Origin of the sequence: Carnobacterium sp., assembly GCF_045617425.1 — a bacterium.
In the GTDB taxonomy this organism is placed as follows: Bacteria; Bacillota; Bacilli; order Lactobacillales; family Carnobacteriaceae; genus Carnobacterium_B.
This window is the reverse complement of record NZ_JAZLIO010000009.1, coordinates 61484-77838: the sequence shown is the minus strand read 5'-3', so window position 1 is coordinate 77838 and position 16355 is coordinate 61484. Positions and strand designations below refer to the sequence as shown.

Here is a 16355-nt window from a genome sequence, read left to right as displayed (position 1 = left end):
ACTTTGTATGTATTCAAAGGAAAAGAGGAGAAGCTGATTACAATGAAAATAAAAGATATGCTAATAATGGGTCATTTAGAATACAGCGACACCTTGGATCAATCACTAGAAGTAAAAGGGATTACTGATAATTCAAATGAAATCAAACCTGGCTATGTTTTTATTGCAATAAAGGGATATAAGAAAGATGGGCACATCTATATTCAACAAGCAATTACTAATGGAGCTATTTTAATTATCGGAGAAAACGAACTTATGGATTTAGATGTTCCTTATCTAAAAGTAAAAAGTGCTCGAAAGGCGCTAGGGCAAGCTTCAAAATTATTTTATAGAGATCCTTCAAAAGATAAAATTATGATAGGGATTACTGGAACAAATGGTAAAACCACAATTAGTTTTTTTATTAAACATCTATTAGAAAAACAAGGTTACAGCGTTTCCTCGATTGGTACCATCTATAATGAAATCAACGGTAAAAAAATCCATACTATTAATACAACCCCTAATGCGAAAACAATCAATCAATTATTAGTTGCATCAACAGATCAAGTTGTTGTTATGGAAGTCTCATCTCAAGGACTAGAACAAGACCGTTTAGAAGGAATTCAATTTGATTATGCTATATTTAATAACTTGCAACATGATCATCTGGATTATCATAATACTATGGAAGAATATTTTGAATGCAAAGCATTATTGTTTCAAAAAATTAAACCAAATGGAATAGCAATTATTAATAGTGATGACAGCTGGGGGATAAAACTCATCGATCGTTTGACTGCAGAAGGTAAGAAAGTTCTAACAGTAGGAGAAAAATCGTCTAGCGATATTCAAATTTTAAGTAAGGAACTAAACGATGTATTAGTAATGCATAAAAATAAGGAGTATAATCTTCGTACACCATTACCAGGAATGCATAACTTGCATAATTTATCTATGTCTAGCTGTGTAGCTCATGAGTTAGGAGTTCCATATGAAAAAGTTGAATCGTATATGTCAGATTTCACAGGTATTTCAGGACGATTTGAACTCTTTCATTTAGAAAACAATGTAACAGTCGTTGTAGATTATGCGCACACACCGGATGCTCTAGAAATAGCAATCAATACGGCAATAAATAATGGAGCAAATCATGTTATCACAGTATTTGGATTCGCCGGTAACCGTGATACATCGAAACGAAAAGCAATGCTTGAAAATGTAACTCGTTTAAGCAATTCTTCTATTTTAACAGTAACGGAACTTTTTGGTTCAACAATTGATAAATTATACACAGATTATGTATTAATTCAAAAAGAATGCCAAGTAGAAGATTCGACAAGTATCATCATGGATCGAACACTAGCTATTCAAAAAGCTATTGAAAATGCCCAATCAGGCGACTGGGTGTTATTGTTAGGTAAGGGTCACGAGCAGTACAAAGAAAACTATGCATTAAACACAACATCCGATCAAGAAACAGTTCTATATTTGCAAAAAAATAAACTATCAACTTCAGGTCATTAATAAGTAATAACCGATGCAGCAACCAAAAAATGTAACTCAGGAAGGAAAAACTTACGATGAGTCTTAATGAAAAGGAAAAGTTGATTTTAGAAACGATACGTGAGAATCCATTTATAGCTCAACTAGAATTGGCAAATGTGATTGGGTTGTCCCGTTCTGCTACAGCAAATCTCATTTCGGGCCTTGTAAGAAAAGATTATTTGTTAGGAAAGGCATATGTGTTAAATGATGAAGAACCTATTATTTGTATTGGTGGAGCAAACATTGATCGCCGATACTTAGTTAAAGATACCTTAATTCAAGGAACATCAAATAATGTACTATCACGGACAAATGTTGGGGGAGTAGCACGTAATATTGCTGAAAATTTAGGTCGTTTAGAAGAAAAAGTGATGTTGTTTTCCGTCGTTGGAAATGATACAGAATGGAAAATGATTGAAAAACATTCGGAACATTATATGAATATTAAAGCTGTCGACACAATTGAAGGATGTCCTACTGGAACATTTATGGAAGTAATCGATAAAAACGGGGAAATGGTTTTAGGCTTAGCTGAAATGGACATTTATGATAAAATGACTCCCGATTGGATCAATAAGCATTTATCCGTCTTAAGGCGATCTAGATATATCATCATCGACTTAAACTGTCCTAAGGAAACAACTGAATTTTTAACTAGTTTTGCCATTAAGTATAATATCCCTATTGTTTTACTAACTGTATCTGTTCAAAAGTTATCGAATCTTCCAAGTTATTTAGATGGAATAAAAATGCTGATTACGAAAACCAATGAAACTGAAGCTCACTTTAACATGAGTATTAAAACTGATGAAGATTTAATACATGCAGTGAAAAAGTGGTTGGATAATGGAAAAGGACCTGAAAACGTTTTTGTCTCTAAAGGAAGTACCAAAATTGCGTATGGATCTCAGAAAGATGGTATCCATATTTTTAATTACTCAAGCGAACAAAATGACCATTATAACTGGGGAATGAATGAGGCTTTTTGTGCTGGACTGGTATTTAACCGTCTACAGGGTGAATCCCTATCTGAAAGTATTAAAGTAGGATTAACGAATGCTTATCATACTTCTCAGTCTTTGTATGTTGTACGTCCTAATTTATCCAAAAAGCAGATACAAAATGAATACAATGGGTGCTTGATTGATAAAGTATTTTACAAATAAAAAAAATGACTTTTGTTTGTTTATAAACGATATAATATAGATTTAATACTAGCGATATGCTATCTTTAAATCAGCTTAAAGATAGTGAGGAAATTAATCATGAAAATTGTAAAAACTATTGGAACAACTATAGCAGTAGTTGTTGTTCTTATTTTCGTAATAATCGCCGGAATCAGCTTTTTTTCTGCTCCTGATAGCAGCGGATTATTTGGATACAAAGGATATACTGTCGTAAGCGGAAGTATGGAACCCAAAATAGCAGTAGGTGATTTTATTATTGTTGAAATGGATCCTTATGATAACGTGAGAAATACTGATGTTATTACATTTCAATACAACCAAGAACTTGTTACACATAGAGTAGTGGACAGAACGACTGAAGGATTAGTGACAAAAGGGGATGCCAACAATATTCAAGATCAAGGTTTTGTAATAGAAGAGGCCTACATAGGAACTCAAAAAATGCTAATTCCATACTTTGGATATGTCATTACTTTCTTACAAAAACCGATTGCTTTTGCAATAATTGTTGCTTTAATGGGTATCTATCTTATCTACCTTTATCTTAATCCGACAACAAAAGAAGAAGAAGTACAGTAATTAATTAATAAACAACTGTTTGTTAATTGTTTGTTTATTAAATTGTCACATTTTAGACATAAAAATATTTATGCAATAGTAAGCGTGTTTATTAAATAGAAAGTGGATAAATTTATCCACTTTCTATTTTTTTTGATTTTTTTTAAAAGTTAATCTAGTAATTAGGTGCAAAAAAAAATGAATAAAAAAATGAGAATTAGTAAGTATTTATTTTAATTTTATAATTCATACTAAAAAACGGTCTATTTTTCATAAAGTAGCAGCTAATATGGATAAAAGGTACACAATGGAATTTTTTATTCATTAAATATCCGTTTTATACTTTTTTAGTTTAAACAAATGTTGTTAATTTGTTTAAAATTACACACGTTTTTATACTGAAATATAACATTTGCTTCACGAAAGGCCATCTTAATGCAATTTGTTTGAACATCAAAGTTTTATTTACAAAGATATTAAAAAACAAAATTCATATCTTGGATGATGTATATTTATTATTTTGAATAAATACTTTATTATTTGACATCTTTTTTGTTCAATACTATAGTTACGAGTGTTGGAAACAAGCAAACAATTAAAGACAATGGAGGAGATCATACAAATGAAAAAAGCACAGGCAAGTAGACTAAAAAAATTACCATTACTACTAGGAACTTTATTAATTATCAGTGTGGCAGCATATGGCACACGGGCATATTTTTCAGATAGCGCAAAACAACAAGGGAATATTGAATTGTCTTTAGGGACGGTAGATATATCTACAGATAATACAACAATGTGGGAGTATAAACCATTAACAACAGGAGATAATTTAGATGTGACAAAAGCTAAAAATGATAAACTAGTTGAAGTAAAACAAGAAGATAATGTGAAATATACTAACGTACGTCCAGGAGATTCTTTCGTAAGAACATATTCAATTAAAAATACTGGATCTCTTGATGTTAAAGTGAATTTAAGTTCAGCGAATATACCAGTACAACTTTCAACTGTTGAAAAAAACGGTGAATTTACTGATGGACCATTTAAGATTACTATTAAAGGTCTTGAAGAAAACTTTTTACTAGCTCCAGATGTAGAAAAAACTTATACAGTAGCTATAACTGTTGATCCATTAATAGGAAATGAATTTAATGCTACTGCTTTAGATCAAGCCAAATTTACAAAGGATTATTTGAAAGAAGCTATTACAGTAAAAGCAGTCCAAACAAATTCAAAAGACTTTGCTAGAGCAAATTAGCATTTAAAATAAAGGTTACAAAAAAAGTAAAAAAAAACGGTTAGGATGATTATCTAATCGTTTTTTATTCAGAATTTTTTTGTGCTTAAAATAATAATTAGGAGGGATAACATGAGAAAGCTAACAAAGGATTTAAATGGGCTAGTAAAAATAAGTTTGCTTTGCTTTGCTTTTTTCTTGTTATCTCCTTCAATACATGTAAAAGCAATGTTTAGTGATACAGCTAATCAAAATTTAGGAATTCAGTTGGAATTAGGAACCATTAGTTTAGATGCGTTGGAGACAAAAATCGTTGAGTCAGTTAAATTTACTGAAGGAAATCCAGTAAAAATGGCTTCAAGTACTCTTGTAAATAAAGGAAGTTTGTCTGCAAAGTTAGCTTACCAAATAGATGTGACAAAAGAAGACGGATCAATATTGCCTATTGAAGAACTAAAAAATACGGTTATCTCAATCGATTTGGGAAATGTAGCAAATAAAGTTGATGCAACTGCATCAACTTTAAACTCTCATAGCTTTACTTTTGTAAAGAATTCTAGTGGTAGTGATGTCGTTATTGAACCTAATTCAGTAGGTAAAGTACCAGTTAATATATCTTATAAAAGTAGTGTTCCTGCTAAAGAGGAAAAACTGAAAATTATAGTTACATTTAGATTGATCCAATCGAATGCTTCAAATGCGGATATTAATATGTTTTCGGATGAAATAACTCTAGAGAATAACGTTTTGTTAGTTCCGAAAGTTATTGAAGAAGAAAGTTATTGGCCAAATAAAAGTACATTTGTTAAAGCAGGACATGAAAGGTATAGTTATAGCTTAGAAAAGATGAAAATGCTTTTTAGTGAAACAACTAATATAACTAACTCAAATAAAAAGTATATTAAAAACTTAAACAAAGCTATGCTATATATTCAGCTACCAGAAAATGAACCTTTAACAAAAGAAATTACTAAAAAAGATGGTACAAAAGAAATCAAGCAGATATTTAATATTTCTCAGCTGTCTACAGGCAATGATGCTATTAAGGTAGAGTCGATAGAACTAAATAAAGAACATCATGGTATAATCATTACTTTTAAATTAGAGGAAGATTACTCCTATAATTCAGCTAATCCAGATGCTTCACTCACATATGCGAATAAAGATAGGTATGAATTGAGTTTAAATATTGAAGTTCAAAAATATGGTATGTATGAAGCGGAAAAATATGGCTATTATGATAATTCACACACTTATGATCAATTTTTTGCCACTAGATTAGTTTTAAATACTGATATACCAGATGCGCCTAAAAACTATGCTCAAATGTCAATTAAACTAACAGAAAATGAACAAATTTTATCTTTTAAACGTCTTAACTACAACTCAGCTCCATATGTAAGACCAGAAGATTTCAAAGAAGTTCAATTAAAAAATGAAAAAGTTAACGTTGAGATAACTGGAAATAATGGAAAAATTGTATCAAGCAAGGTGAATAGTAATAAAACTTTTTCTTTGTGGTTAAATTCCAATAAAAAATTGGATGAGACTACCTTAAACGTAAAAATCACAGGTGATACAGGTAATACATTGGTAATTTCTAGAAAATTAGAAATGCAAAATAATGCTAAGATAATGGGAATAAGTTCTCTTATTGAAGAACCACTAAAAGAAGAGACAAAAGTGCAAAATAGTACTGAAGAGAGTCAAGAAATGTTAACCACAAAAGTAGAAAGTTCAGCAACGATTGTAGAAGAGCCTGTAAAAGAAGTGATTGAAGAACCGGTTAATGAATCCCAAGAAGCGGATGAAGTAGTTGATCCGTCATCAATTGAAACGACTATTGAACTAAATGAGAATATACCTGAAGTAACAAAAGACGATAAAGAAACAATTGCTGAAAAAGAATGAATAATTAAGTGAATATATTTTAAAGACCCCTACAATTGTTAGGGTCTTTTTTGTATTCTATTTTAAAATAATACTTAACAATTAGATGTTTATGCCGATTATATAAATGAGATTTAAAAGTTGTTGAAAGATTAATTTGATTCTTATTTTTATAAATGTAAGGGTTTTTATTAATTAAATAGAATCTTTATACAATATTTACATAAATAAAACGTGACATTTATAACATAAAGAGTAAAATGAGTGTATAACAATAGATTAAAATTGAATAATAGGAAGTGGTGTTTTTTATGAGAAATCCAACAGTTCATACTCATATACATAAAAAGAACGCAATCTACCTTCGTTTAAGTTTAGTTGTACTTCTAGGATGGAGCTTATTCTTTTTAGGCTATCTGTTTCAACCGGTTTACGCCAATGCAATAGATGGACTAGCCAGCAACTACCGCACTACTTTTCAATCGGAAAAATTGGAAAAGTTTGATTCTATAGTATCTATTTCTTCTTCAAGTAGTACAGAAAAAGAAATAATTGAAGAAGCAAAAGAATTAAAGAAAGAAAAACACCAAGAAGTGACTATTTTAACTTATCGCGACTCTGCAAAAGAAATGAATTCAAAAAAAGAATTAAATTATAAAGCTGAAACAACGAATGATGGAGTAAAAATGACACATTTTTACCATAATGCAACTTCAGTACCAGATACTAATCTTTCTAAACAATGGGATGTTAGTAAGAATAATTTTGACTTAATGAGTGGTGTCCTTACGATTCAACTAACAATTGAAGCAGGTTTAAGTGTGGATACTATATTAACTCAATCAAAAGGACTAATAGATCTACTAATGACATATAATGCTGAAAAGGAAATCCAAGCTATTGAGCTTGAGATAAAAAGTGGCAAGGAACAGTACTCATTTCAATCAGTAAAATCTGATACATTAATAAATACAAAAATGGTTTACACTAATTAATAAAGCCAATTCCGATTCTTTTAGATAAAAGAATCGGAATTTTTTTGATGAGAACCATTCAATAGTAACCGTTTTATAAAGAAATCTATGATACAATAAGGCAAGACTAGTACATTAAATAAATCAATTAATTAGAGCAGTAAGAAAAAGTAATTAGTTTTGGTTTGGTCAAGGGGGAATAAGTATGTCAGGATGGACAATAGTTGGTATATTTTTAGCACTTATAGGTAGTATTGTTCTTTATTTATATTTTCAAAATACACAGCTACAACGAACGCAAGTTGAAATTAAATTACCTTTCACGGGGAAAAAATTAAGTGGAGCAAAAATTGTACATTTAAGTGATTTACATTTTCCACGTCAAGGCGTTTCTATAAAACAGTTAATTGAGAAAGTTACAAAAGAAAAACCAGATATGATTGCATTGACTGGTGATTTGATAGATATACGTGGTGATTTTCCAGAAAAAGAATTGAAATCTTTTTGTAAGGCTTTAGTTGAGATCGCCCCAACTTATGCTGTGACCGGAAACCATGACTTGATGTCAGGTCATTTGCAAAAATGGGAAACAGTTCTAACCGCTGCTGGAGTAAGAGTATTGATTGATGAAGCAGATTGGTTACCAATTGGAGACGATGGAATCGTAGTTATGGGTTTGTCTGAGAAAGAAGATTTTGAGAACACGCCAAAACCTATTTTGAGAGAGGTGACCATTGAAGAATCGCTACGTACAAAACCGCGTATTTTATTGGCACACCATCCCGAATTGTTTGAAGAGTATTTAATGGACTTAACGCGTGTTCCAGCGCTTACCCTTAGTGGACATGCTCATGGTGGGCAAGTTCGATTGCCTTTCTTAGGCGGCTTGTTTGCACCAGGTCAAGGGAAGTTACCTGCGTACACCAGTGGAATTTATTATGATCCAAATATGCCAGCTTATCGTATGATGGTCAGTCGGGGAATTGGAAATTCTACCTTTCCATTTCGTTTTAACAATCGTCCAGAAATGGTAGTTGTTATTTTACATTAAGAAACTAAATTTTTTCTAGCTGAAAAGACAGAAACTAAGCACACAATTGTGCGTTTCACATTCTGTCTTTTTTCGATTTGTAAGTGTTTTCTTTTGAAGTTTAAGCGAGCGTTGTTTAAACTAAAGATAACACAAAGTTTAGGAGGCGGATAACTATGGTAGTAAGCTTATTAGACAGAATGGCGTTAAACAACGGATACACGATTCCTGGAATTGGATTAGGGACTAGTGGAATGACCGGACAAGAAGCTGAAGATGCTGTTTTTTCAGCAATCATGAAAGGGTACCGATTAATTGATACAGCTTCACAGTATGATAATGAGGAAGATGTTGGTCGTGGAGTCAATCGTGCAGTTAGTTCAGGTGTCTCTCGTGATGAAATCTTTCTTGTTACTAAGATCTGGAAAACAGATGCTGGGTTTGATAATGCTATCCAATCTTTTGAAGCAAGTTTAAGTCGGTTAAACCAACCGTATGTTGATTTGTTACTGATTCACTGGCCGGATAAGGACGATGCAGTAAACTTAGATACGTGGAGAGCACTCGAAGACATCTATGAATCAGGTAGAGCACGTTCAATCGGAGTCTCTAATTTTAGTAGAGGCGATTTATCTGAATTATTAAAAGAAGCAAAAGTAAATCCAGCTATCAATCAGTATGAAGTTTATCCAGGGCATCCTAATGAGGATCTAAATGACTTTTGTGATTCTGAAAATATTGTGACAATGGCTTATAGTCCTTTAAAAAGAGGGAATGTCAGTAAAGAACGCCACTTGACAACCATCGGTGAAAAATACGGTAAAACAGCTTCTCAAGTTGCTTTACGTTGGGATATTCAGCGCGATGTCATTCCAATTCCAAAATCTAGTAATAAAGATCGAATGCAAGAAAATATTGAAGTGTTTGATTTTATGCTATCAGACGAGGATATGAACACTATTAATAATTTGGATAAACAAAATAGAGATCGAAACCCTAATGAGACTTATCGTGCAGGAAATTTAAGAGTTCGAACAAGTCGTGAAAAAAAACAAGGACGCAGATAAGCTTCTTTTTACTTTTAAATGAAAAAATTATAACTAAACTAATCCTATTTTTGAATAAATATCAGTTTATGACATGAATTTTAATGAAAACCAATGGATAGAATGTTTTTTTAACATTTTTTATTCATTGGTTTTTTTAGTTTAAGGACAAATGTTTAGGTGGGTAAAAATAAACTAATCATAAATTGCCTAATGTAGTGCATAAATTGAAATGAAAATTTGATTAGAATTTGCTATACTGATGGTACTTAATTGACAGAGGAGTGATGCGCTGAAAAAAATAAACAATTGTTTGTCTTTTTCCCGTCTCTTGTCCCATTGTCCAAACCCTCTTACAAGCGTTTACTCTAATACTAAAGGACCAAATCATACCCTGCTTTAAGACCTCAAAATTACCTAGTAATACTCATACCCTATAAGTTGTTTTCTCTCCTTAAGACGATTCCGTATATCCACGATTTGTTTGGCAAACTTATCAATACGGATGGTTTTAAACTAAACTAGTTAGACGATCTAGTTTTATATTTGCATCCTCATCTACTCACAATACCCCATGCCAAATTGTGATAGATTACCCCTTCATCTAAACAAAATCATTATATGAGTTCTCCGCAAGAATCGTCTGCGATATGAGGCGATTCTTTGTCTGGAAAAAAGTAGTTATACATAGTTTGTTTCTAACGTTTAAAATAAGAATGTGGGAGTGTAGATTGCCATGAGATTATTGATGGATTCAAGTTCATTGAGGCGTTTAGAATTAATAGAATTGCTGAATAGTAAAGACGAATGGTGGACAATAGAAGAAATTGCTCTGCACTTAAATTGCTCTGCACTTAAATTGCTCTGTTCGAAGTGTTAAAGCAGATATATACTATTACAATACTTTTTCTCAACATTCAATTAAACTTGTTACATCTAATCACCATGGAGTTAAATTGAATTTGCCAGCAACTTTTCAAATGGAAAGTGTTTATCAATAAATTCTAGCTGAGAATTTATGTTGTCAAATCTTAGAATATTTGTATCAAGAAAAACAGTATACTGTAGAAGAGTATGCTGAAAAATTATTTACTAGTACATCTTCTATATTACGCTGTGTTAAGCAAATAAATTTATTTCTCAAGGATTACAACTTAACTATTCAAAAAAAGCCAATGAAAATAGTTGGTTCAGAGAAACAAATTCGATATTTTTATAGTCTTTTTTTCTGGGAAAAATCTGGAACTAAAGTTGGAATAGCGAAGTACCTTGATGTTAGCAAGGCTGTAGAGATTGTACAAGAACTTGCAGTAAGAACAAATGTCGATTTATCTCCTATTATGGAAAATGAATTATCTATTTATTTACTGATAGTTCCCGAACGGATCAGTAAAGGTCGTACATTAGATCATTATAATGCTCCCATAGAAGTAACTAAGGAAGTAGTAAACATTATTGAAGAACTTCTAAAAGATAAATCAATTATCGTAGCTAAACAAGAAATTGAATTTATGGGATTTTACTACATGAATAGATATTTAAAACCAAATCTTACAAACCATTATGCAACCATAGAAATAGTAGAAACGTTCAAACAAATTGATCAATTTTTAACGAGTTTTTCTGAAAAACATTCCTTCATTCTAACAAATAAAGCTGTTTTGCAGCGACGTATTTTTCATTATATAATGTATAAAAAAGAATTCCAAGGGCGTAACTTCTTTTTTATTGACCGTGCAAAAAAAACATTGCATCAAATAGATAAAATTTATCATTCATTTATAAATTTGGCACGTTCTGAATTAGAAGATTGGTCTTTTGGCGATTGGATTCCAAAAACAAATGAAGAGACTCTTGGATTTTTGTATATCTTAATTATCAACTGGGAAGGTCTGACATCTCAGGTTATACAACTACAAACTAAAATAAATGTTTTGATTATTTCTCATTTTGGTAAAAATCATGAATTGTTTTTAGCCGATATATTGAAAAATTATTTTCCTAACGAACTAAAGTGTTATAGTTTGGCAGAAAATAAATTTCAAAATTCAGAAATAGATGTTGTGGTGACAGACTCTCAAATAAAAGAGATTAGAAAAAATATTATAGAAACAATACCAATAATAGGGATTGATTATGCTCCAAATGAACGGAATTGGAAAACTATCCGAACTATTTTAACTGAAATCAAACAAACGAATGAAAAGTGCAACTACCAGATAAACGCGTATTCACCTTTCCCATAAAGAGAAGAATATGGTATGATAAAATAAAAAAACGCTTGCACTTAACGTGTGAACGATTAATTAGGTGGGGTTGATAGGATGTTAAATTTAGGTATTATTGGAACGAATTGGATCACGAATCAATTTGTAGATGCAGCAATTGCAACGCAAGAATATCAATTAGTCGGTGTGTATTCAAGATCGCTTGAAAAAGCAAAAGCTTTTGGCGAACCTTACCATGCAACTGTTTTTGAAACGAGTTTAGAAGCCTTTGCTACAAATTCAGATATTGATGTTGTATACGTTGCATCACCAAATAGCATGCACTATGAACAAGCCGTTACTTTAATGAATGCAGGTAAGCATGTTATCGTAGAAAAACCTATTTTTTCTAATCCGCGTGAATGGATCGCTGCAGCTCAAGTAGCTGAAGAAAACAAGGTGTTTTTATTCGAAGCAGCACGTCATGTTCATGAAGAAAACTTTAAAATTGTAAAAGAAGAAGTGAAAGCGATTGAAAGTCTTCAAGGTGCGACCTTTGCATATATGAAGTATTCTTCTCGCTATGATGCTGTTTTGAATGGAGAAGAACCAAATATTTTCTCTTTAAACTATTCTGGTGGAGCTTTGGCCGATTTAGGTGTTTATCCTTTATATGCTGCGATTTCATGGTTTGGTATGCCGGAAAGCAGTCATTACTTCTGCACGAAAATTGCTACAGGAGTCGATGGAAAGGGAACCATCATCTTACGCTACAAAGGATTTGATGTAACAATTTTGGCCGGTAAAATGGTTAATTCTTATTTGCCATCTGAAATTTATGGTTTAAATAAAACACTATCGATGGACAGTATTGAATCAATCACCACTATTGAAGTAATTGATCGTAAAACAAAATTGAAAGAAAGCATTGCTCAAAAAGCTTCTGAGAACCCAATGATGGATGAAGCTAAAGACTTTGCAGATGTGATCAATTTCACTGATGACGTTGCTAAACAAAAGGAATACAAGGAATGGTTGACGCTAAGCCAAGAAGTGAATCAAGTAATGACAGATTTACGTAAAGATGCTGGTATCGTTTTTGCGGCAGACGAAAAATAAAATAAAGATATTAAAAAGGAAGCCCGAAACATTTATTCGAGTTTCCTTTTTAATTTGATGAAATAAAAAATAACAGTAGAAAAGTTAGCTGAAACAGTATAATTTTGATATGATAGAGCTTGATAACAACAGGTACGTAAAGAAACGAGGACTAAATGATGATAGAAAACAGTTTACCCGCATTTAAACAGCATTGGGAAGCATTAGCATATAAAGAACCTTCTGCTATTCAAGAAAAAGTTTATGAACCCCTAAAAACAGGAAAAGACGTGGTGGGTATTTCACCTACTGGAACTGGTAAAACAGTAGCCTATACACTTCCAACTTTAGAACAAGTTAAACCAAAAGCAGGTGTCCAAGTAGTTATTTTGACACCTTCACAAGAATTATCGATTCAAGTAGGAGAAGTAGTCCAAGAATGGGCTAGTCAACTAGGCTTAAACAGTCAGACTATTATTGGTGGAGCCAATTTAAATCGCCAGTTGGATAAATTGAAAGAAAAACCAGAAATTATTGTTGGTACTCCCGGTCGGATTTTTGAAATTTCTGAAACAAAAAAATTGAAATTGCATACAGTACAAACGGTTATTTTGGATGAAGCAGATCAATTATTGCAGCAAGAGCAATTGGCAACGGTAAGAAAGCTAGTCAATAAAATGCCTGGGCAACGTCAAATGGGCTTTTTTTCTGCTACCAGTAATGAACTGATGCAAGATTTGGCAAAATGGTTTAATGTAGAACCTGAATGGATCGATGCAACAAAAGAGGATCAATCTAAAGGTGAAGTCCTTCATGCGTATATTGAAACGCCCACACGTAAACGAGTAGAGACGCTTAGACGATTGACACATATGAAAGACTTTAGAGGGTTAGTTTTTGTAAATAATGTTGCCAATTTAACATTGGCTTTTGAAAAATTGAATTATGAAGGCATCTCTGTAGCTGTTTTACATGGTGAAAAATACAAAACAGAGCGCAAACAAGCTTTGCAACAATTTCGTGATGGCAAAATCAAATTATTGTTAACAACAGATGTAGGTTCTAGAGGGTTAGACATTCAGGACTTACCCTACGTAATCCAGTATGATGTTCCACAAACGAAAGAAAGTTACATTCATCGTTCAGGTCGTACGGCACGAATGGGGAAAACCGGAACTGTTTTGACCTTGGTCAATGAACGTGAATTAAGAGAATTCAAGAAATTGATTTCTTCATTGGAAATCAAATTGAGCCAAGTCTACTTGTATGGTGGAGAAATTGTGAAAGAGCGTCCGTTAGCTGAAGAACAGCCGGAAACATCTGAAGCAGTAAAAGCACCTGTTAAAGTGAAAAGGATTATTAAACCAACCGTTGAGGCAACTAAAAAAGAAATCAGTGAACCCGTTAAGAAAAAGAAGAAACACCGCAAAAAAGTGGATAAAAATAAGGGTGCTCGCAGAAAAACAAAAAATAAAGAGATCGAATAATGCAAAAAAAGACTAGAAAAAATACAAAATGTATTTATCTAGTCTTTTTTTTATGAATTTTTAAAAGCAAGTTGAAACCTAACACCTAACCTCTTTTATAAACTGTCACTAGGTATTTTCCAACCGGCATCTAGAAATTCTTGGGAGGTAACAGGGTAAAAAATGACTGATCCGTTAGCTGATTTTAAAACAAACAAGCCGTCTTTTTCGACAAGTTCTAGTGTTAATAAATACGTTTCATCTTTGCCCTCAAGATTCGAATCAGGCGTATAAAGTTCTAACGTTAGCATAGATTCATCAATCGTATAACTAAGAATATCACTGCCACCTAAAGTGGTTCCCCATTCACCCGGAATAAAGGAGTCATCCGTTATTGCAACAGTATATTTCCCGATATCAGATTGAAAAGGAACAGATTCTTTTGAATCAAAAGTAGCCCAATACCCTTTGAAATCATCAAAGGTAATCACACCGTCATCTTCTTTTATAGTGGTTGATTCAAGTGGCGTGGCTATTGCATTACTAGATTTAGAAGCAGAAAGGGACTCTTTTTGCTGAGCAGAAGCACTATCCGTACTGTTACTATCTATTTTTCCACAGCCAGTAATAAGCGACCCAGCAAAAAAAAGAGTAAGGATAAGAATTGAATATGTCCACATGGGATAGTGGCCTACCTTTAACTGTTTCATCAAACTACCTCATTTCATTTTAGTCAAACTCATTAACGTTAGTGTAACAAGATTTAGTAAAGAAACAAAGGAATATGCTAATGGACATGCTGGCTTGGCGAGGGCATATAATGAAAGTAGGAAAGCTTTTTCGTATGATAGCACATCCTAAAATAAAGTGGAAGCGTTATTTATGCAATAACCTTCAAAATAAGGGCAAAAATTTGACACACGTTTTCATTTTGGTGAAAATAGGTATGTGAAGAAGAAATTCAATTATTGACTGAGAGATGAAATACAAAATAGTGAGGATGAGAAATCATGCTGAAAAATGGATTGTTTATGATGACAATCGGATTTGTTGCCGTTATATTAGGACTCACAGGCCTAGAGGAGCACCGCATACTCATTTTAGGAATCGGCATAATACTGATTATTTTAGGTTTTGTCTTATACAATAAAGGGGAAAAGAAAGAAGACTAACTGTTCAGAAGAAAAACGTAAAACATACTGGAGGTAACAAAATGTTGGCAGAAATACAACAAGTGAATGATGAGACAGTTGCAGAGTTTCACCGTGATTTTCCTTATCCTATACAGGAAGTATGGACAATGTTGACAGATAACGACCACTTGGTAGAATGGTTTAGTGAACTTAGGATTCATGAATTAGCTGAAGGTGGAAAATTGTTATTTGATATAGGAGATGGTTCCTATGAAGAAATGACAATAACTGAAGTAAAGATTCCAAAAGTATGGGAATTTACCTGGGATAAAAATTTGATTCGGTTTAACTTAAGTGAGAATCCAAGAGGAACTCACTTAGTGTTGAAAGAATACATGAAAGAAGTAACTGAACATACAGCACGAGACATAGCAGGTTGGCATGTTTGTTTGGATGTGATTGGTCTATTATTAGCCAATAAACCAATTGAAGATCGTCAAGAAGAATGGAACAAGGTCTATCCTCAATACAATGAACAACTAACTAAATAAGATTATGAAACCAGAGAAATTGATTATCATTTCTCTGGTTTCTTTTTGTGTGAAAGAAAACAGTATACTACTTAATATTTTATATGAATTACTATGAGCAAATATCATCTAGAGGGCTTCTACTCAACAATCTGAATAAATGTTCACTATGAATGATTAGTTGTAGAGGCTCTAGCTAATAAACCAAATAAATTATTGCTAAAAAATAGGATTTAGGCCGTTTCTATATAATAATACATTTAGTATAGAAAACTTTTCGTTTCCGAAAATTCTCCAATCCAAAAATAATTTAAGAATAGTAATCAATGTCGTGTGTTATCTAAAAAGCTCCAGATATATAGCTTTCTAGAGTTTAGTAGACCAAGTTTATTTGACATAATGCCATTTCTTTATACATAAAAATGTCCAAGGATAATAAATAAAAAGTAATTGACAAGAAAAGTGTATT

Annotated in this window: 15 protein-coding genes; 14 read left to right on the top strand and 1 reads right to left on the bottom strand. The window is 32.3% G+C overall.

From position 1 onward, the window contains the following. The first annotated feature begins 42 nt into the window (after positions 1-42). From ACKI3H_RS03675 to ACKI3H_RS03620, 12 genes are all read left to right on the top strand, one after another. Positions 43-1506 (top strand): UDP-N-acetylmuramoyl-L-alanyl-D-glutamate--2,6-diaminopimelate ligase, encoded by a 1464-nt coding sequence (locus ACKI3H_RS03675; protein ID WP_407370932.1) that lies wholly within the window; start codon positions 43-45, stop codon positions 1504-1506. Between the two features lie 56 nt (positions 1507-1562). Continuing rightward, positions 1563-2693 carry a carbohydrate kinase gene (locus ACKI3H_RS03670; protein ID WP_407370931.1) on the top strand — a complete coding sequence of 377 codons (1131 nt, stop codon included), beginning with the start codon at positions 1563-1565 and terminating at the stop codon, positions 2691-2693. Between the two features lie 99 nt (positions 2694-2792). Continuing rightward, positions 2793-3293, top strand: coding sequence for a signal peptidase I (locus ACKI3H_RS03665; protein ID WP_407370930.1), 501 nt, complete (start codon positions 2793-2795; stop codon positions 3291-3293). Between the two features lie 601 nt (positions 3294-3894). Next, positions 3895-4533: a TasA family protein gene (locus tag ACKI3H_RS03660; RefSeq protein ID WP_407370929.1), complete on the top strand. Its 639-nt coding sequence runs from the start codon at positions 3895-3897 to the stop codon at positions 4531-4533. Between the two features lie 111 nt (positions 4534-4644). Continuing rightward, positions 4645-6423 (top strand): hypothetical protein, encoded by a 1779-nt coding sequence (locus ACKI3H_RS03655; RefSeq protein WP_407370928.1) that lies wholly within the window; start codon positions 4645-4647, stop codon positions 6421-6423. A 290-nt stretch (positions 6424-6713) separates the two neighbouring features. Further along, entirely contained in the window at positions 6714-7397 is a 684-nt protein-coding gene (locus ACKI3H_RS03650; protein ID WP_407370927.1) for a hypothetical protein, read from the top strand. 184 nt (positions 7398-7581) lie between these two features. Continuing rightward, positions 7582-8427, top strand: a complete 846-nt coding sequence (locus ACKI3H_RS03645) for a metallophosphoesterase (protein WP_407370926.1) — start codon at positions 7582-7584, stop codon at positions 8425-8427. A gap of 155 nt (positions 8428-8582) precedes the next feature. Beyond that, positions 8583-9473, top strand: a complete 891-nt coding sequence (locus ACKI3H_RS03640; protein WP_407370925.1) for an aldo/keto reductase — start codon at positions 8583-8585, stop codon at positions 9471-9473. Positions 9474-10188: 715 nt separating this feature from the next. After that, positions 10189-10332 carry a hypothetical protein gene (locus tag ACKI3H_RS03635; RefSeq protein WP_407370924.1) on the top strand — a complete coding sequence of 48 codons (144 nt, stop codon included), beginning with the start codon at positions 10189-10191 and terminating at the stop codon, positions 10330-10332. Positions 10333-10492: 160 nt separating this feature from the next. Continuing rightward, positions 10493-11698: a helix-turn-helix domain-containing protein gene (locus ACKI3H_RS03630; RefSeq protein WP_407370923.1), complete on the top strand. Its 1206-nt coding sequence runs from the start codon at positions 10493-10495 to the stop codon at positions 11696-11698. Between the two features lie 78 nt (positions 11699-11776). Continuing rightward, positions 11777-12778 carry a Gfo/Idh/MocA family protein gene (locus tag ACKI3H_RS03625; RefSeq protein ID WP_407370922.1) on the top strand — a complete coding sequence of 334 codons (1002 nt, stop codon included), beginning with the start codon at positions 11777-11779 and terminating at the stop codon, positions 12776-12778. 158 nt (positions 12779-12936) lie between these two features. Then, entirely contained in the window at positions 12937-14244 is a 1308-nt protein-coding gene (locus ACKI3H_RS03620; protein WP_407370921.1) for a DEAD/DEAH box helicase, read from the top strand. A 95-nt stretch (positions 14245-14339) separates the two neighbouring features. On the opposite strand, the gene ACKI3H_RS03615 is transcribed toward ACKI3H_RS03620, so the two are convergent. Further along, the gene (locus ACKI3H_RS03615; RefSeq protein ID WP_407370920.1) at positions 14340-14933 is read right to left on the bottom strand and encodes a hypothetical protein; all 594 of its coding nucleotides are present in this window, start codon (positions 14931-14933) and stop codon (positions 14340-14342) included. A 300-nt stretch (positions 14934-15233) separates the two neighbouring features. On the opposite strand from ACKI3H_RS03615, the gene ACKI3H_RS03610 reads away from it, so the two are divergent. After that, on the top strand, positions 15234-15395 hold the full coding sequence (locus ACKI3H_RS03610; protein ID WP_407370919.1) for a hypothetical protein: 162 nt from the start codon (positions 15234-15236) through the stop codon (positions 15393-15395). Positions 15396-15436: 41 nt separating this feature from the next. Beyond that, a complete protein-coding gene (locus ACKI3H_RS03605) occupies positions 15437-15907 on the top strand; it encodes an SRPBCC domain-containing protein (RefSeq protein ID WP_407370918.1) in 471 nt (156 codons plus the stop codon). Positions 15908-16355 lie beyond the last annotated feature (448 nt).